The 18,884-nt window shown below is 42.6% G+C and carries 14 protein-coding genes and 1 tRNA gene; 5 read left to right on the top strand and 10 right to left on the bottom strand.

Features of this window, described 5'->3' with window-relative positions:
* Nucleotides 1-16 precede the first annotated feature (16 nt).
* The 8 genes from rpoB to H5180_RS07495 form a co-directional block, all read right to left on the bottom strand.
* Nucleotides 17-4,042, bottom strand: coding sequence for a DNA-directed RNA polymerase subunit beta (gene rpoB, locus H5180_RS07530; protein ID WP_145238299.1), 4,026 nt, complete (start codon nt 4,040-4,042; stop codon nt 17-19).
* A gap of 271 nt (nt 4,043-4,313) precedes the next feature.
* Nucleotides 4,314-4,676 carry a 50S ribosomal protein L7/L12 gene (rplL, locus tag H5180_RS07525; protein WP_064668694.1) on the bottom strand — a complete coding sequence of 121 codons (363 nt, stop codon included), beginning with the start codon at nt 4,674-4,676 and terminating at the stop codon, nt 4,314-4,316.
* A 76-nt stretch (nt 4,677-4,752) separates the two neighbouring features.
* On the bottom strand, nt 4,753-5,247 hold the full coding sequence (gene rplJ / locus H5180_RS07520) for a 50S ribosomal protein L10 (protein ID WP_145238296.1): 495 nt from the start codon (nt 5,245-5,247) through the stop codon (nt 4,753-4,755).
* A gap of 322 nt (nt 5,248-5,569) precedes the next feature.
* On the bottom strand, nt 5,570-6,274 hold the full coding sequence (gene rplA / locus H5180_RS07515; protein ID WP_145238292.1) for a 50S ribosomal protein L1: 705 nt from the start codon (nt 6,272-6,274) through the stop codon (nt 5,570-5,572).
* A 4-nt stretch (nt 6,275-6,278) separates the two neighbouring features.
* On the bottom strand, nt 6,279-6,707 hold the full coding sequence (rplK, locus tag H5180_RS07510; protein WP_008108462.1) for a 50S ribosomal protein L11: 429 nt from the start codon (nt 6,705-6,707) through the stop codon (nt 6,279-6,281).
* A gap of 216 nt (nt 6,708-6,923) precedes the next feature.
* On the bottom strand, nt 6,924-7,481 hold the full coding sequence (nusG, locus tag H5180_RS07505; RefSeq protein ID WP_145238289.1) for a transcription termination/antitermination protein NusG: 558 nt from the start codon (nt 7,479-7,481) through the stop codon (nt 6,924-6,926).
* 4 nt (nt 7,482-7,485) lie between these two features.
* Nucleotides 7,486-7,863, bottom strand: a complete 378-nt coding sequence (secE, locus tag H5180_RS07500) for a preprotein translocase subunit SecE (RefSeq protein ID WP_016710555.1) — start codon at nt 7,861-7,863, stop codon at nt 7,486-7,488.
* 132 nt (nt 7,864-7,995) lie between these two features.
* A tRNA-Trp gene (locus tag H5180_RS07495) sits at nt 7,996-8,072 on the bottom strand.
* Between the two features lie 165 nt (nt 8,073-8,237).
* On the opposite strand from H5180_RS07495, the gene H5180_RS07490 reads away from it, so the two are divergent.
* Together H5180_RS07490 and H5180_RS07485 are read left to right on the top strand one after the other, a co-directional pair.
* The gene (locus tag H5180_RS07490; protein ID WP_310736490.1) at nt 8,238-12,227 is read left to right on the top strand and encodes a two-component regulator propeller domain-containing protein; all 3,990 of its coding nucleotides are present in this window, start codon (nt 8,238-8,240) and stop codon (nt 12,225-12,227) included.
* Nucleotides 12,228-12,347: 120 nt separating this feature from the next.
* Entirely contained in the window at nt 12,348-13,484 is a 1,137-nt protein-coding gene (locus tag H5180_RS07485; RefSeq protein WP_145238283.1) for a CsgG/HfaB family protein, read from the top strand.
* 58 nt (nt 13,485-13,542) lie between these two features.
* Here H5180_RS07485 and H5180_RS07480 read toward each other — a convergent pair whose 3' ends face one another.
* On the bottom strand, nt 13,543-14,043 hold the full coding sequence (locus tag H5180_RS07480; protein WP_145238280.1) for a hypothetical protein: 501 nt from the start codon (nt 14,041-14,043) through the stop codon (nt 13,543-13,545).
* Nucleotides 14,030-14,779 (bottom strand): deoxyribose-phosphate aldolase, encoded by a 750-nt coding sequence (deoC, locus tag H5180_RS07475; RefSeq protein ID WP_182758000.1) that lies wholly within the window; start codon nt 14,777-14,779, stop codon nt 14,030-14,032. Before deoC ends, H5180_RS07480 begins: the two co-directional genes overlap by 14 nt.
* 276 nt (nt 14,780-15,055) lie before the next feature.
* Between deoC and cysG the strand changes: the two genes are divergently transcribed.
* Genes cysG through cysN form a run of 3 tightly spaced genes read left to right on the top strand, consistent with a single transcriptional unit; the run spans nt 15,056 to nt 18,856 of the window.
* Complete coding sequence (gene cysG / locus H5180_RS07470; RefSeq protein WP_149983363.1) at nt 15,056-16,477, top strand: siroheme synthase CysG; 1,422 nt, start codon at nt 15,056-15,058, stop codon at nt 16,475-16,477.
* Nucleotides 16,478-16,529: 52 nt separating this feature from the next.
* The gene (cysD, locus tag H5180_RS07465; RefSeq protein ID WP_145238271.1) at nt 16,530-17,429 is read left to right on the top strand and encodes a sulfate adenylyltransferase subunit CysD; all 900 of its coding nucleotides are present in this window, start codon (nt 16,530-16,532) and stop codon (nt 17,427-17,429) included.
* Nucleotides 17,429-18,856, top strand: a complete 1,428-nt coding sequence (gene cysN, locus H5180_RS07460; RefSeq protein ID WP_182732017.1) for a sulfate adenylyltransferase subunit CysN — start codon at nt 17,429-17,431, stop codon at nt 18,854-18,856. Before cysD ends, cysN begins: the two co-directional genes overlap by 1 nt.
* Nucleotides 18,857-18,884 lie beyond the last annotated feature (28 nt).

The raw sequence follows: 18,884 nt of genomic DNA, 5'->3' as shown, positions 1-18,884 counted from the left end.
ACAGCATCTAATTGGCTTAATTTTCTTCCAACTCGATGTTGATACCCAGTGAGCGGATTTCTTTCAACAATACGTTGAACGATTCTGGCATACCTGGTTCCATTTTATGGTTACCATCAACGATGTTTTTATACATCTTAGTACGACCGTTCACGTCATCCGATTTCACTGTTAACATTTCTTGTAGAGTGTAAGCGGCACCGTATGCTTCTAGTGCCCATACTTCCATCTCACCGAAACGCTGGCCACCGAACTGTGCTTTACCACCCAGCGGCTGCTGAGTAACAAGGCTATAAGAACCAGTAGAACGCGCATGCATTTTGTCATCAACTAAGTGATTCAGTTTCAGCATGTACATGTAACCAACAGTTACTTGACGTTCAAACTGATCGCCAGTACGGCCATCATAAAGTGTAACCTGACCACTACGAGGGTAGCCAGCTAGCTCAAGCATGTCTTTGATTTCGCTTTCTTTCGCGCCATCAAATGCAGGAGTAGCGATTGGTAAACCACCTTTTAAGTTTTCAGCCAAACGACGAATTTCGTCATCTGTGAAGCTAGCAATGTCTACGAACTGGCGAGATTCACCAATTTCGTATGCTTGCTTGATGAAGTCACGTAGCTCATGAAGCTCACGTTGTTCTTTCATCATTTCTTCAATACGCTCACCAATACCACGAGCAGCTAGACCCATATGTGTTTCAAGGATCTGACCGATGTTCATACGTGATGGTACACCCAGCGGGTTAAGTACGATATCAACAGTACGCCCTTTATCATCGTATGGCATATCTTCTACTGGTACGATAGTCGAGATAACACCTTTGTTACCGTGACGACCCGCCATTTTATCACCTGGTTGGATACGACGTTTAACAGCTAGGTATACTTTAACAATCTTAAGTACGCCTGGTGCTAAGTCATCACCTTGGGTAATTTTACGACGTTTGTTTTCAAACTTTTTATCGTATTCAGCTTTTAGCTCATCGTACTGGGCTGCTAGTTGCTCAAGTTCAGCTTGCTTATCTTCTTCAGCAAGACTTTGAGTTAGTAGCTTCTCAGCATTCAATGACGCTAATCTATCTTCATCTTGACCGGCTGCGATAAGTAACTTACGAGCACGATCTAACACGCCTGCTTCAAGAATACGGAATTCTTCGTTAAAGTCTTTTTTCGCGTCACGAAGTTGCATTTCTTCAACTTCTAGCGCGCGCTTGTCTTTTTCAACACCATCACGGGTGAAGACTTGCACGTCAATTACAGTACCTGTTACAGAGTTTGGTACACGTAATGAGCTGTCTTTAACGTCAGACGCTTTCTCACCAAAGATAGCTCGTAGTAGCTTCTCTTCAGGAGTTAATTGCGTTTCGCCTTTCGGAGTCACTTTACCTACTAGGATATCGCCGCCTTTAACTTCAGCACCGATATAAACAACACCTGATTCATCAAGCTTGCCTAGTGCAGATTCACCCACATTCGGGATATCTGCAGTGATCTCTTCAGGACCTAACTTAGTATCACGGGCAACACACTGTAGTTCTTGAATATGGATAGTCGTTAGACGATCTTCTTCAACTACGCGCTCTGATAGTAAGATTGAATCCTCGAAGTTATAACCGTTCCATGGCATGAATGCCACGCGCAAGTTTTGACCAAGGGCTAAGTCACCTAAGTCAGTCGAAGGACCATCTGCTAACACGTCACCACGAGTAACCGGTTCGCCAACCATACAAGTTGGTTTTTGGTTAATACATGTGTTTTGGTTAGAACGTGTGTATTTGGTTAAGTTGTAGATGTCGATGCCCGCTTCACCAGGGATGCGTTCTTCTTCATGTACATTAACAACGATGCGACTTGCGTCAGCATACATTACTTCACCACCACGTTTAGCAACAATCGTTACACCAGAATCTTTCGCTAGTGTTAACTCAATACCAGTACCTACTAACGGTTTGTCCGCTTTCAATGTTGGTACTGCTTGACGTTGCATGTTTGAACCCATCAATGCACGGTTAGCATCATCGTGTTCTAGGAACGGGATAAGTGCTGCCGCTACAGAGATCACCTGTTGTGGTGATACATCCATATATTGCTGGTCCATGCGACCCATAAAGGTAGATTCACCTTTGTGACGACATGGGATTAATTCATCAACAAACTCATTGGTTTCAGTTAAGTTTGAGTTCGCCTGTGCGATAACAAACTGACCTTCTTCAATGGCTGATAAGTAATCAACTTCATCAGTTACTACACCGTCTACCACTTTGCGGTAAGGTGTTTCTAAGAAACCATAGTCATTGGTACGTGCGTACGTAGACAATGAGTTAATTAGACCGATGTTTGGACCCTCAGGAGTCTCGATTGGACATACGCGACCATAGTGAGTTACGTGAACGTCACGTACTTCAAAGCCAGCGCGTTCACGTGTAAGACCGCCCGGCCCTAATGCAGAAATACGACGTTTGTGCGTCACTTCTGATAGCGGGTTATTTTGGTCCATGAACTGTGATAACTGAGACGAACCAAAGAACTCTTTAACTGCTGCCGAAATAGGCTTAGCGTTAATAAGATCTTGTGGCATGATCGCATCTAGGTCACCTAAGCTTAAACGCTCACGTACCGCACGCTCTACACGTACTAAACCTACACGGAACTGATTCTCAGCCATTTCGCCAACACTACGAATACGACGGTTGCCTAAGTGGTCGATATCATCAACATCGCCTTGACCGTTACGAATAGAAATTAATACTTTCATAACAGACACGATGTCTTCTTTGCTTAATGTGCCTGGGCCTGTGTCAGTGTCATAACCAACACGGCTATTGAACTTCATACGACCTACAGTAGATAAGTCATAACGTTCTTCAGAGAAGAACAAGTTCTCAAATAAGGCTTCAGCCGCGTCTTTCGTCGGTGGCTCGCCTGGGCGCATCATGCGATAAATTTCTACTAGTGCTTCTAAGCGGTTAGTGCTTGAATCAATACGTAACGTATCAGAAATATATGCACCGCTGTCCACTTCATTGATATATAGAGTATCAATTTTAGTGTGACCTGCTTTAACCAATTCAGCCATTAACTCTAAAGTTAATTCATCATTCGCGTTTGCAATCACTTCACCCGTTGACTCATCAACGTAGTTTCTAGCAATTACACGGCCAATGATATACTCATGGGGTACTTCTAAATGGCTAATGCCTTTTTTCTCAATGCTCTTGATATGACGCGCTGTTACACGACGGCCAGACTCAACGAACACTTCACCGTCTTCACTTTTTATATCAAAGGCAGCGGTTTCACCACGTAAACGTGATGGCACAAGTTCCATAAGAACTTTACCGTCAGTTACTTCAAACGCAGTGGTTTCGAAGAAGATGTTTAAGATCTCTTCTGTCGTGTACTCAAGTGCACGCAACATGATTGACGCCGGTAATTTACGACGACGGTCAATACGTACATATAAGTTATCTTTTGCATCAAACTCAAAATCTAACCATGAACCACGGTATGGGATAACACGTGCGTTATAAAGCACTTTACCTGATGAGTGAGTTTTACCGCGGTCGTTATCAAAGAATACACCAGGGCTACGGTGTAGCTGAGAAACGATAACACGCTCTGTACCATTGATTACAAAAGTACCGGTATCGGTCATGAGCGGAATTTCGCCCATGTAAACTTCTTGCTCTTTAATGTCTTTAACTGTGCCTGGCGCTTCTTTATCCATCACCACAAGGCGTAGTTTTACGCGAAGTGGAGCAGAATAAGTCACACCGCGAATTTGACATTCTTTTACATCGAAAACTGGCTCACCAATACGATAACTTACGTATTGAAGCTCAGAATTTCCCGAGTAGCTTTTGATTGGGAACACAGAACGGAAGGCAGCTTCCAAACCATGATCGCCATCAGCGTCCGGCACTAAGAATTTTTTAAACGATTCTAACTGCGTTGACAGTAAGAAAGGTATATCCAAAACTTGTGGACGTTTACCAAAATCCTTACGGATACGTTTCTTTTCAGAATAAGAGTAAGCCATGGGGTTCCTCAGCTTGCTGATCTTTGACCCGACCTGTTCTTGTAAGAACAGACTTAACTGGCATCTAAGCCAAGATTGTACAACATTTAATTGTTGTTCCAATTAACTCCCACTTTAACACTAGCAAACTATAAAGCGTTGAAAGTAAAGAGAAAATTAGATTTTATTTGAGCTATAGGAATACATCGCTCTATAGCGCAAAAAGGCCGGTGATTAAATAATCACCAGCCCTTGCCTGATTTCTCAGACAGCGAACTTAGCAAAAGCTAAATTACTTAACCTCAACTTCAGCACCAGCTTCAGTAAGGTCTTTAGCAAGAGCTTCAGCTTCTTCTTTAGATACACCTTCTTTAACAGGTGTAGGAGCAGCTTCAACAAGAGCTTTCGCTTCTTTAAGGCCTAGGCCAGTTGCGCTACGAACAGCTTTGATTGCCGCAACTTTATTAGCGCCAGCGCCAGTAAGGATTACGTCAAATTCTGTTTTCTCTTCAGCAGCTTCAGCAGCAGGACCTGCTACCATAGCAGCTGCAGCAGTTACGCCGAATTTTTCTTCCATTGCTTCAACAAGAGCAACAACGTCCATTACTGACATTTCAGCAATTGCGTCAAGGATTTGGTCTTTAGTTACAGACATTACAAATTTCCTAATAATTAACGGACTCTAGGTCCAAAAAAATTTTACACCGAAAGATTGATTAAACAGCTTAAAATTAAGCAGCTTGCTCTTCTTTCTGTACACGTACTGCTTCAATTGTTTTACACAATTTGCCAGCAGACGCTTCTTTCATAGCGCTCATTAAGCGTGCAACAGCTTCGTCGTATGTAGGTAATGTAGCAAGCATTGCTGCATCAACAACATTTCCTTCAAAAGCGGCCGTTTTAAGCTCAAATTTCTCGTTCTTCTTTGCAAAAGCAGAAAAGATACGCGCAGCAGCACCTGGGTGCTCTGATGAGAAAGCGATTAAGCTTGGACCAACAAATGAATCAGAAAGGCACTCAAACTGTGTTCCTTCAAGAGCACGTTTTGCTAAAGTGTTACGGACAACTTTCATCCAAACACCATTTGCACGAGCTTCTTTACGAAGGGCAGTGATTGCGCCAACTGTTACACCACGAGAATCTGCAACAACTGCAGATAGAGCACCATTGGCTGCTTCGTTGACTTCAGCAACAATTGCTTTTTTGCCTTGAAGATTTAAAGCCATGGGTGTTACTCCTGGTTTAATGGGTTACCGTACATCGGCTTCCCTGTTCTACTCTTCCCTACCAAACAAGATAGAGATGCTTTTTACGGCGAGAGCCAGAAGATTAGGAAAAATCTATCTGGGGATTCACACCGTCTACGTAGGTGAATATTAAGGCCGAAGCCACCTACGGTCTTGGACGGAAGCCCAATTTATCGTTTTGCCCGAAGGCGCACCGAAATTATGGACTTCAACCCGAATTCTTTACTTGTTGAGAAAACAAAATTTCTCAACAAAATGGCGCAAAATTATAGTATAAATTTCACGCCATGTAAACACTCAATTAAACAACAGTTGTTGTTAAAGTGCTTTGGTCAACAGAAACACCTGCGCCCATTGTTGTAGAGATGGTTACTTTCTTAACGTAAACACCTTTTGCTTGTGAAGGCTTAGCCTTCTTAAGCGCAACAATTAGCGACTCAAGGTTTTGTTGAAGTTGCTCAACTGTGAAATCAACCTTACCAATAGTAGTATGGATGATACCATTTTTGTCATTGCGGTAACGCACTTGACCAGCTTTAGCATTTTTAACTGCTTCTGCAACGTTAGGTGTTACAGTACCAGTTTTAGGGTTTGGCATTAGACCACGTGGGCCTAAGATTTGACCTAGTTGACCAACAACACGCATAGCGTCTGGTGATGCAACAACAACGTCAAAGTTCATCTCGCCTTTCTTAACTAGCTCAGCAAGATCTTCCATACCTACTAGTTCAGCACCAGCTTCTTTCGCAGCTTCTGCGTTAGCGCCTTGTGTGAACACTGCAACGCGAACGTCACGACCAGTACCGTTAGGTAGTACAGTTGCACCACGAACGTTTTGGTCAGATTTACGAGCATCGATACCAAGGTTAACAGCAACGTCAACACTTTCTACGAATTTAGCTGTCGCTAACTCTTTTAAAAGAGCAACTGCTTCGGTGATTTCGTAATCTTTAGTCGCTTCCACTTTTTCGCGGATAGTACGCATACGTTTAGTTAATTTAGCCATTATCTTAGTCCTCTACGTTCAAGCCCATCGCACGCGCAGAACCTGCGATAGTGCGAACCGCAGCTTCTAAATCAGAAGCTGTAAGGTCAGGTTTCTTTGTCTCAACGATTTCTTCAAGTTGAGCACGAGTTACTGTGCCTACTTTTTCAGTGTTAGGACGGCCTGAACCAGATTTGATACCTGCAGCTTTCTTAAGTAAGTAAGCAGCCGGTGGCGTTTTCATGTCGAACGTAAATGAACGGTCGCCGTAAACAGAGATCACTACAGGAACTGGAGCGCCTTTTTCGATAGATTCTGTACGTGCGTTGAACGCTTTACAGAATTCCATGATGTTTACACCGTGTTGACCTAGTGCTGGACCTACTGGAGGACTAGGGTTAGCCATACCAGCAGCAACTTGTAGCTTGATTAGAGCTTCAACTTTCTTAGCCATTATAAATACCTCATTAGGTGGGTCTTAGCCTTGTGCGCGCGAGGACGCGTACTCTAGCGGCTTCCCAGTTTAAAAATTGGTTTCTCACTTTTCTGTATACAAACCAAGAAATGCTTACTTTGAATACAAAAAGGCCGCTGATTATAAGTTAATCAGCGGCCTTTTTCAAGCTTTATACCAAACAATATATTTTTTGGTATAAATCAGTTAATTTGTTTATCTATCTTGCTCAACTTGACCAAATTCAAGTTCAACAGGAGTAGAACGACCAAAGATAAGTACCGATACTTTTACGCGGCTCTTTTCATAGTCAACAGCTTCAACCACACCACTGAAATCAGCAAATGGGCCGTCAACAACACGTACCACTTCACCTGGTTCAAATAACGTTGCAGGCTTAGGCGCTTCAGCGTTTTCTTGTAAGCGGTTAAGAATACGATCAGCTTCTTTAGCGCTAATTGGTGCTGGACGATCAGACGTACCACCGATGAAGCCCATAACACGCGCGGTGCTATTTACTAAGTGCCAGCTTTTATCGTTCATATCCATTTGGATAAGTACATAACCTGGGAAGAACTTGCGCTCAGATTTACGCTTTTGACCAGCGCGCATCTCAACCACTTCTTCAGTAGGTACTAATACTTCACCAAAGCTATCTTCCAAACCTTCGATCTTGATATGCTCAAGAATAGTTTGTGCAACACGCTTCTCATAACCTGAGAAAGCCTGTACTACGTACCAACGTAGTTTCTTTTCGTTGTTCTCATCCGACATGGGATCAGATCTCCAATCCAGTTAAAAAGCCTACTGCGCGGAATAAAATGCCATCTAATCCCCAAAGGATAAGTGCCATAATCGCAGTTGCAACCATTACAATAAATGTCGTATGGGTAGTTTCTTGGCGCGTAGGCCACACTACTTTACGTACTTCGATGCGTGCTTCTTTTGCAAAAGCAAGGAAGGTACGCCCTTTTTCAGTTTGTGATGCAATCCCCAAACCAGCGGCAACAGCAACAACAACACCAATAGCACGTAATAACACAGACTGATCTGCGTACATATAGTTACCAACTACTGCGCCTGCAAGTAGCGCAATTGCCACAAGCCACTTTACTGAATCCATCGCACTTGATGGAGTTTCTACATTCGTGCTCATAATATTATTACCTTAACTACAGACACAACAACCCTACACTATGGCAGGGTTAATCCATTAAAATCCAAACTTAAAAACAGACTTATTTAAACCGATTTTTAACCTCAGACTTTACCCACAAACAGGATAAAATGGCAGGGGCGGAGAGACTCGAACTCCCAACCATCGGTTTTGGAGACCGCTGTTCTACCAATTGGAACTACGCCCCTGCAAAGTGGATGCCTATTATACTTACGCAATTCATTAACACAAGTGTAAAAGATGCCCATAAGTCAAAATCTCATCACTAGATTGAAAAATCCATCTTAACATTGATTAAAAAGCAGTTTATGATTGTTTCAATTCAAGGGATATTACTACGCACGAGGAAGCACGTGCTAACAATAAAAACAACTATCTATCCGGCCATTATTGGTTTTTTATGGCTATTTCATAACAGCGCGCTGGCACTGTCTTTACATTTAGACTCCTTCTCTAATGAACAGGGGTTAACGCAAAACTCTGTCACTTGCAGCATAACTGATCGCCGTGGTTTTCATTGGTTCGCCACCCAAGGTGGGCTCAACCGTTTTGATGGTTATGAATTTAAACGCTTTAAGTCTCATCCAACCCAGCCAAGTCTATCGAGTAATTGGATCACCGACTGTGTTACCACTGACAATAATCTGCTGTGGTTTTCTACAGCTACACAAGGGCTAAACGCCCTAAATACAGACACCGGTACATTCACTCATTTTAACCGTAGCAGTCCATTAGCGATTAAAGATAACCGCATTTGGTCAATGCTTACTGATCAACACAATAATTTATGGTTAGGCCATGAAGATGGTAACTTAACTCGCCTAAATGTAGCCGAGCATGAAACTGCCTACTTTTCCTACTCGCCAAACACCCAAGGTAGTATTATTTTTCAGGATATGGTGATTGATGCTAAGCGAAATTTATGGCTGGCCAGTAATGAAGGATTAATAAAATTTGATACAAAGACAGCTAAATTTAGCCACTTTTCAGCAAGTAAAAAGCAACTATGGCGCCTAAAACTCACGCCACAAGGGCAGCTACTGATTGCCAGTAAAACAGGGCTTAGTGTCTTTGATTTAGAAAGTGAACAGTTTAATGATATAAAACAACTAGATGGTATATGGATAAGCGATATTTTAATCGATAATAACGAGCATCTTTGGCTTAGCAGCTACGGCCAAGGCTTATATTATAATCCCAACTATCAAACAACTCTGACAAGCTTTAGCCAATTTAAACACCTTCCACAGCAACGTCATGGGCTTGTTAATGATTACTTACTGTCTTTGTATCAAGACCAGCAAGGTATTCTGTGGATAGGCACTGATGGTTATGGGTTACAACGCTACGATATGCGCCAAAATCAATTTAATCATCAACAACACAGCGATGACCCTAACAGTATTAGCCATGATTTTATCCGGGCCTTACTTAAAGATTCGCAAGGGCAATTATGGGTCGGTACCCGCAACGGGTTAAATAGACAAACAAAAGACGGCTTTGTGCGCTATCACGTCGATACCAGCAACCTTACCAACAACAATATATTCAGCCTTCATGAAGATAGCCAACAGCGTATTTGGATTGGCACCTATGGTGGCGGTTTATTGCGTTATAACCGCGAAAGCGATGACTTTACATCATTCACAGTGCAAAGCCACCAGCTCAGCAGCAATAACATTTATGCGATCACCAGCGATCGGAACGGCAACTTATGGTTGGGAAGCAATCAAGGTTTAAGTCTGTTTAACCCAGATAACTTGACCATTGAGCATTTTAAGCACTCGGAACAACACAATAGTATATCGAACAACACCGTATTTAGCCTCGTTTACGATAACGTTGCTAATGCAATTTGGGCTGGTACTCGAGTTGGCTTAAATAAACTCACCCTCAACAACAATGAATTTAGCCATTATCAAGCCGATCAAACAAACCCAAATAGCTTAAGTCATAACATGGTTACCGCCCTTCATCTGCAAGATGACAATACACTGTGGGTGGGTACTTTTGGAGGCTTAAATAAACTGAATAAAACAACGGCAGAGATAACCCGAATCACCGAGCATGATGGCCTGCTAAACGATAATATTTTTGCCATTAAACAGGATGCCAAAGGTTACCTGTGGCTGGCAAGCAACCAAGGTTTAACACGTTATCAGCCCAGCTCTGAAAATATGCAGCATTTTTTACCCCGTGATGGCGTGCAACATAATTCATTTATTCTCGGCGCGGCTTATCAAGCGCAGAACGGTGAACTATTTTTTGGCGGGATCAACGGCTTTAATCAATTTGATCCGCTTAAGCTAAAGCTGGCAGCTACAACTCCAGAGCCTGTGTTAACCGAATTACTAATTAACAATCAAGCGATAGCCACTGCCCCATACACTAAGCACGAGACTCAAGCTGCGAAATTAATTAGCTATATACAAACACTCTCCTTTAACAAAGGTGTCGGCGTGATCGGCTTTAAGTTCTCAGCATTAAATAGCCCGTCGGCACCTCAACAATATCAATATGCATACAAACTCGCTGGTTTTGATAAGCAATTTCTATATACCAACGCACAACAACGACAAATAAACTACCCGCAACTGCCCGCAGGCGACTATCAGCTGCAACTAAAAGTAAAAGATCAGTATGGCCAGTGGAGTAATGCTAAAGCTATGCTCGATTTCACGGTGGTGCCGCCGTGGTGGCAAAGTCGCCTTGCCTATGCCGGTTATGTTCTTCTCACTGGGGTTATTATTTGGCTTATTGCGGCCTCGCTATACCGCGCTAAGCTGGCCGAACAAACAAGTAATCAAGCCCGTGAACTGAATCGCTTAAAAAGTCAATTTTTAGATAATATTAGCCATGAATTAAAAACGCCTCTGAGTTTAATACTCGCGCCACTTGAAAGCTTGCAGCTAAACCATAAAGATCAAGCTAGCCAAAAACAATTATCGATGATCAAACGCAATAGCCTACGTTTGCTGACCTTAATAAATCAACTATTACAGCTAAGCCAACGCCCCAGCTGCGCTATACATTACGTTTCGCCCTATCCTTTAGCACCATTTATAAAGCAGCTGGTTGCTGACTTCACGGTGCTGTTTGAACAAAAAGGTATTCACGTAACAATGACAGATCTCAGCCAAGGCTCTTGCTGCATAGCACTTGAGCCAGAACATGCAACGTCAATTATTACCAACTTAGTTAGTAATGCCCTCAAATATACCCACTCAGGCGGTCAAGTTGAGATTAGCTTATCAGTGCATAATAACATGGCTCATATCGCGATTGTTGACACCGGTATTGGCATCGAAAAACACCAACAAGGCATTATTTTTGAACGCTTTACGCGTGTTGCAGCACAAAATCAAAACGGCAGTGGAATTGGCCTTGCTTTAGTTAAACAATTGCTAGAGCAATACGGCGGGCAGATTTCACTAACAAGTGAAGTAGGTAAAGGCAGTTGTTTTACTGTATCTCTGCCTTTGACTGAAGCAGAGCATGGCGCAACTTCGCTAGCAGCACCAGTAAATGAAGCAACCCGCCCCAGCAATTCGCAAAAGCTACTGATTGTTGAAGATAACGACGAAATGCGCGAACTACTGCTGACTTTGTTTGCTACTGAGTACCACTGCTTAAGTGCTATTAACGGCGAACAAGGCTTAGCCATCTGCCAAACAGAAATGCCAGATCTAGTGATCAGCGATGTGATGATGCCTTGCATGGACGGTTATCAATTACTTAATGCGCTACGCACAAATAACATTACCAGCCATATACCGGTGTTATTATTGTCAGCAAAAGCCGATACACAAAGCAGACTAAAAGGCCTTGATTTACTAGCAGATGATTTTTTAAGTAAACCATTTGAGCCGCAATTACTGCTCAGTAGAGTACAAGGGTTACTGAGTATTCGTGCAGTCCTTAATCGGCACTTAGCAAAGCAGCTTGCGGCTCATGCTCCGCCGCTGGTACTCGATCCGCAGCTTACACAAAGTAAAGATTACCAATTTACCGAACGCCTGAAAAACATCATCCGTGATAACTATCACAACGAAGCGTTTAGTATTGAAGAATTCGCTGCAGGATTATATTTAAGCCCACGTGCCTTACAACTGAAAATGAAAGCACTCTACAATTTAACTCCCAGTGATTATATTCGTAATACTCGTTTAGAGTATGCTGAAAAGTTACTTAGCGACAGCGATCTGAGTATAGGTTTAATTGCTGAAAAAGTCGGCTTTAGCTCACAAAGTTACTTTGCTCGCTGCTTTAAGGCAAAGCATAACGTTTCGCCCAAGCAGTTTAGGGAAAATACCAACCTGAATGCAAAAACTTCGCCTGTGTGACTAAAGTGTTCGCCTCAGTACTATTTTTAACCTTATGATTTCTTTAAATTAACTTTAAAACAATTTGTAGAATAAAAACCTTCATTGTTTCTATTTGGCACATTAATTAAGGAAAATCATATGCTCACAACAACTAAAAAAGTACTGTTGGCAACCCTCGTTGCTAGCAGTCTTAGCGCTTGCCAAAGTACCTCGACCAAGGTCACTTCAAACCAAGATTCACCAAACATTAATGAAGTCGCCCAACAACAATATAATGGTCCAAAAGCGCGTATTGCCGTGGCACGCTTTACCGATAAATCGAATGACTCTCATTGGTGGCGAAAAGAAATAGGTGAAGGCATGGCCGACCAACTCACCACAGCTTTGGTAGGCACCAATCGCTTTATCGTACTTGAACGCCAAGCGTTAGATGCAGTGTTATCTGAGCAAGATCTAGCGGCTTCGGGTCGTGTTAGCGCAGCATCAGGGGCAGCTTACGGTGAAATTGAAGGAGCCGAAATAGTTGTGGTAGCAGCGGTAACTGAATTTGATGACGACAGCTCAGGTGCCAGTGTTGGTACTGGCGGTTTTATAGGTGATGTGTTTAGCTCAGTATCGGCAGGTTTTTCAGGCTCGCATATGGCGATTGATTTACGCCTTATCGATACTCGCACCTCACGTATTTTAGCAGCCACCAGCGTCGAAGGAGGCAGCAAAGATTTTGATTTTACCAGTGCGGCAACTAATTTTGGCGGTGCATTAGTCGGTGGTAATTTAAGTGGCTGGTCAAACACCCCTAAAGAAAAAGCGCTCCGCGAAGTGATAATCAAAGCTGTAGAGTTTTTACAAACTAAAGTCCCTGCCACTTACTATCGCTATAACAGTAATAATACCCTAGCACCTGGATACACAGCACCACCACCGCTTACTACCACGGCTGCCAAGTCAAAAGCCGTTGCTCCAGTAGCAAAAGTCGATGTACCTACACATAGAATGCCGCATTATGAAAAGATGGATTTAGCCATGTCTCGGATGAATCTAGTCTGTTTAGGTTATTTAAAAAACCAACCCGATTATGAAGAATTTGAAACTGAAGATGTTAAGTACGATCGTCAAACAGTTATCGCACTGCGCGAATACCAACAAGAGAAACAATTAAAAGTGTCGGGACTTGCAGACGAAGCAACCAAAAAGTCACTCGATGAAAGTCAATGTATTGCTAAAACCAATAAGTCAGGGCTTGAGAGCTTAGGTAGTATGTTTAAAATTAACTAACCAAAGATCAAGTTATTTAGCAGCCAGTTTATTCTTGGCTGCTATACCATCTAAATACTTAGAACAGCTGTAACAGCTCGCCCTGATAAAAATCACAAAGCAACCAAATTTGTTGAAAAGGATGGGTAAGCGGTATCGTTATATTCTGTAACTCAGCGTCAAAATCCGCTTTATGCCAAATGGTGCTGGCGTTACGAATAAGCAGCCATGTTTGCTCTGATTGATAGTGCTTTTTTCCTTTTTGTTCTAATAACCGCTGCAGTGCACAGTGCAGCCGCTGCTCACTTGGTTGCATTGCCATATCAGCAAGATCTCGTTGCATGCTTATAGATAAAGGCCTGCCGAGTACTGCCATGGCTTCGGTTTCGCTGGCATATAAATGTGCTATTTCAATATCAAGCTTCTGTTCATTACGATAGCAACTGATATCTGGTTTACTCGGCTGATTATGCCAAATATGGCGCATTGGAATACCAAAGCGATGTTCATAGCAACGCAAGAACAACTTACCTGCATCATGCTCAAGTTGTAATTTTTCTTGCTCACTATGACGCGTCATTAAGTACCGCATATACATCAGCTAACAGGCTTGATGCACCAAATCTAAATGTTGACGGATTCAAATAACTTACTCCCATAATATCAGTCGCTAGCTGTAAGTAATTACTTGCATCCATAACCGTTTTCACGCCACCTGCAGCTTTAAAACCGACTACACGCGGCGACTTTTTAATCGTACTTAACATCACTTCGGTTGCTTCAAGAGTGGCATTTGTAGCTACTTTGCCGGTGCTGGTTTTAACAAAGTCAGCACCACCGGCAATTGCTATTTCTGTCGCCAGTGTTATCAACTGCGCTGTTTTTAGTGCGCCGGATTCTATAATTACTTTTAATTGTACGTGTTCAGGACAACACTCTTTACTGGCACGCACATATTCTAGCGCTGTGGCTTCGTCCCCCGCGATTAAGGCCTGATACGGTAACACCAAATCAATTTCATCTGCGCCACGCTCTATTGCGATTAATGTTTCATTAATTACTTCACTTAGCTCACTGTTGCCTGAGGGAAAGTTAGTTACTGTGGCGACTTTTACATAACTAAGCTCGCGCTCAGCTAAAGCAAGCTTGGCGTCATCAACAAACTCACTATAAACACACACTGCAGCCGGAATACCTAGGTTGGGCTTAATACTAGCCACCAAGGCCTGTATTGTTGCCGCGCTATCATTACTATTTAAACTGGTTAAATCCATTAATTGCACGGCCAATGCCGCATCAGTTAGTTGCGTTGTCATAAATCCACCAAGTAAGTTCATGTATTAGCAATAGTACCAAATTTAACTATTCTCGCTATAGCTAATAACCAAACACTCTAAGCTCGATATATAGTCATTATAGTACTTGTAACTCGGCGCAATCCCCTGTTAACTAAGGCTTAAGCCAAATCGGATAACCCTATATAACTTTTAGTTATATTAACTGGGTTTTAATTATTTTTTACTTAGCTTACGCCACTATATTCTGAGTTCCTGAAAAGCATCTTTGCTGTAATTTTTTCCAAGGGTCTACACATGCAATATTTACCTATCTTTACCAAGCTCGACAATAAACCAGTATTGGTTGTTGGCGGTGGAGAGGTTGCGTTACGTAAGTGCCGTGCATTTTTGAAAGCTCGCGCTGATGTCACTTTAGTAGCACCTTGGTTTTGTGATGAATTAAAAGAGCATGCACAAAATAATGATGTCACTCTAATTGACGCTTTTTTTGATGAATCACATCTTGATGGCAAAATGCTGGTCATTGCCGCAACCGACAATGATGACGTAAATAACAGCGTATTTGAACTAGCAAATGCACGAAATGTATTCGTTAACGTGGTGGATGACCAACCTAAATGCACCTTTATTTTTCCTTCAATTGTTGATCGTGACCCGATCACTATTGCAATTTCAAGTGCTGGCACAGCGCCGGTATTAGCACGGCGCTTACGCGAGAAGTTAGAAACGCTTATTCCACAACACATCGGCCCGCTTGCAAGTTTAGTTGGCAGCTTTCGCGACAAAGTAAAACAGCGCTTTACGAGTTTTGCTGATCGTCGCCAATTTTGGGAAGGCGTATTTGATTCATCTGTCGTCAGCAAAGTACAAACGGGTGATACAGCTGCCGCAAGCGTACAGCTTGAACAATTACTCGATAGCAAACTGGATCCTGAAGGTGAAGTATACGTAATTGGCGCAGGTCCAGGAGATCCAGAGCTATTAACACTGAAAGCACTGCAACTAATGCAACAAGCTGATGTGGTGGTGTATGACTTTCTAGTCTCTGACGAAATTATGGAGCTAGTACGCCGCGATGCTGATTTAATTTGTGTGGGTAAACGCTTAGGCGATCACAGTGTCGTGCAAGAAGATACTAACCAAATGCTAGTTGACCTTGCCAAGCAAGGTAAAAAAGTGTGCCGCATTAAAGGTGGCGACCCGTTTATTTATGGCCGTGGTGGTGAAGAAGTTCAAGTACTGGCAGCTAATAACGTAAATTACCAAATCGTCCCTGGCATAACTGCTGCCGCAGGTTGTAGCGCTTATGCGGGTATTCCGCTAACGCACCGTGACCATGCACAAGCCATACAGTTTGTAACTGGTCACTGTAAAAAAGACGGTCAAGAACTAGATTGGCAATCACTGGCAAAACCAAACCAAACTCTGGCTATTTATATGGGTGTAATTAAGTCTCCCCATATTCAAGCACAATTATTAAAACATGGTCGCGGTGCAGATACACCCGTGGCAATTATTGAAAACGGTACTCGCAAAAATCAACGCGTTGTAACCGGTAAATTAGGTGAGCTGGCCGATTTAATCGAGCGTCACAGCATTATTTCACCGGCATTATTAATTATTGGTGAAGTTGCTTCATTACATGAAGAACTTCATTGGTTTGGCACAAAAGCCCAAACTAGTAGCTTTGCACAACCGCTTACAGACGTGGCATAGCTTTAAACTATTTAGATTTTAACTTTTAATCATTTTAGTAGGACGACTAACAATGGCTTTAACTCACCTTCAGCAATTAGAAGCTGAAAGTATCAAAATCATGCGCGAAGTTGCTGCTGAGTTTGAGAACCCAGTTATGCTTTACTCAATCGGTAAAGATTCATCGGTACTTTTACATTTAGCGCGTAAAGCGTTTTACCCAGGTAAAATTCCGTTTCCACTGCTTCACGTTGATACCAACTGGAAGTTTAAAGAAATGATCGAATTTCGTGATCGCTTAGCAAAAGAATACGGTTTTGACTTACTCGTCCACAAAAATCCTGAAGGCTTAGCGATTGATATCAGCCCATTTACTCATGGCTCTGGTAAGCATACCGATATCATGAAAACCCAAGGCTTAAAACAGGCGCTTGATAAATATGGCTTTGATGCCGCGTTTGGTGGTGCACGCCGCGACGAAGAAAAATCTCGCGCTAAAGAGCGTGTTTATTCATTCCGTGATAAACACCACAGATGGGATCCAAAAAACCAACGTCCAGAGCTTTGGAATACCTATAACAGTCAAGTTAACCCTGGCGAAAGCATCCGTGTATTCCCACTTTCTAACTGGACTGAACTTGATATTTGGCAATATATCTATCAAGAAAACATCGATATGGTTCCGCTTTACTTAGCCAAAGAGCGCCCTGTTGTAGAGCGTGATGGTACTTTGATCATGGTTGATGATGAGCGTATGCCGCTTAAAGAAGGCGAAGTACCCATGATGAAATCTGTTCGTTTTCGTACTTTAGGTTGTTACCCACTTACCGGTGCAGTGGAATCAACAGCCAGTACACTGACTGAGATTATCGAAGAAATGCTGCTATCTACGTCATCTGAACGTGAAGGTCGGGTAATTGACCACGATTCAGCAGGTTCAATGGAGAAGAAAAAACGTGAGGGCTATTTCTAATGTCTATTAATACTAGCGATACAATTAACGAAGTAAAAGCAATTGGCATCGACGCCTATCTTGCTCGCCAACAAGACAAAAGCCTATTGCGTATGCTGACCTGTGGTAGTGTGGATGACGGTAAATCAACCCTAATTGGCCGCCTACTGCACGACAGCCACCAAATTTATGAAGATCAGTTAGCAGCACTGCATAAAGATAACGAAAAAGTCGGTAATGCCGGTGAAGAGCTCGATTTAGCACTACTGGTTGACGGCTTACAAGCTGAGCGTGAGCAAGGCATAACTATTGATGTAGCGTACCGTTATTTTTCAACGGCTAAACGTAAATTCATTATTGCTGATACTCCAGGGCATGAGCAATACACGCGCAACATGGTAACCGGTGCATCAACCAGTGATGTAGCGATTATTCTTGTTGATGCGCGCTACGGTGTGCAAGTACAAACTAAGCGTCACAGCTTTATCTGTGATTCATTGGGTATTAAACAGTTTGTTGTTGCCGTGAATAAAATGGATATTGTTGATTTTGACGAAACCGTTTATGAGCGCATTAAAGCCGATTATTTAAAATTTGCCGAGCAACTTAACGTATCTAACATCAAGTTTGTGCCTATGTCGGCGCTTAAAGGCGATAACGTAGTAACACGCTCAGAGCACACACCATATTACACAGATAAACCACTGCTTGAGTTATTAGAAGACTCACCAGCAGCTGAAACAGACACTGGCTTTGAAGCGCGTTTCCCTGTGCAGTATGTAGTACGCCCTAACCTAAACTTCCGTGGTTTCCAAGGTACTTTGACCTCAGGAAAATTACGCGTTGGTGATGCTATTAAAGTATTGCCATCAGGTAAAACCTCAAGCATTAAAGAGATTGTCACCTTTGACGGCAACTTAGACACAGCCGAAGCTGGTCAAGCAATTACTTTAACGCTTAACACTGAAATTGATATTAGCCGAGGGGACGTGATCGTTCCTGCTGATTCAACAGCGACTGTAACTAACCAAGTACAAGCAAAGCTTGTGTGGATGCACGAAGCGCCGCTGGTACTGGGTAAAAGCTATAACTTTAAGCTAGGCAGTAAAAATACTTCGGCTATCGTGAAAAAGATTGATCACACCATTGATGTGAACACCCTTGAACACGGCAGCGCAGACAGCCTGCAGTTAAACGAAATCGCGATTGTTACCCTAGAATTGACCGAAACCATTTTGGCCGATGCTTATCACAACAATCACGAAACCGGTGCGTTTATTTTAATCGATCGTTTATCTAACTTAACTGTTGCGGCGGGTATGATTGAAAACGTGCTTGCTAAGCAAGAACAAACGGGTAACTTTAGTGAGTTTGAAGTTGAATTTAATGCGTTAGTACGCAAGCACTTCCCACATTGGCAAGCGCTTGATATATCAAAGCTTAAATAACCAACTTTGCCTGTTAAGGACATATAAA

It is taken from the genome of Pseudoalteromonas sp. SR41-4 (assembly GCF_014163985.1).
GTDB lineage: Bacteria > Pseudomonadota > Gammaproteobacteria > Enterobacterales > Alteromonadaceae > Pseudoalteromonas > Pseudoalteromonas rhizosphaerae.
Note: the sequence above shows the minus strand (reverse complement) of the source record. Positions and strands in the feature narration are given on the sequence as shown.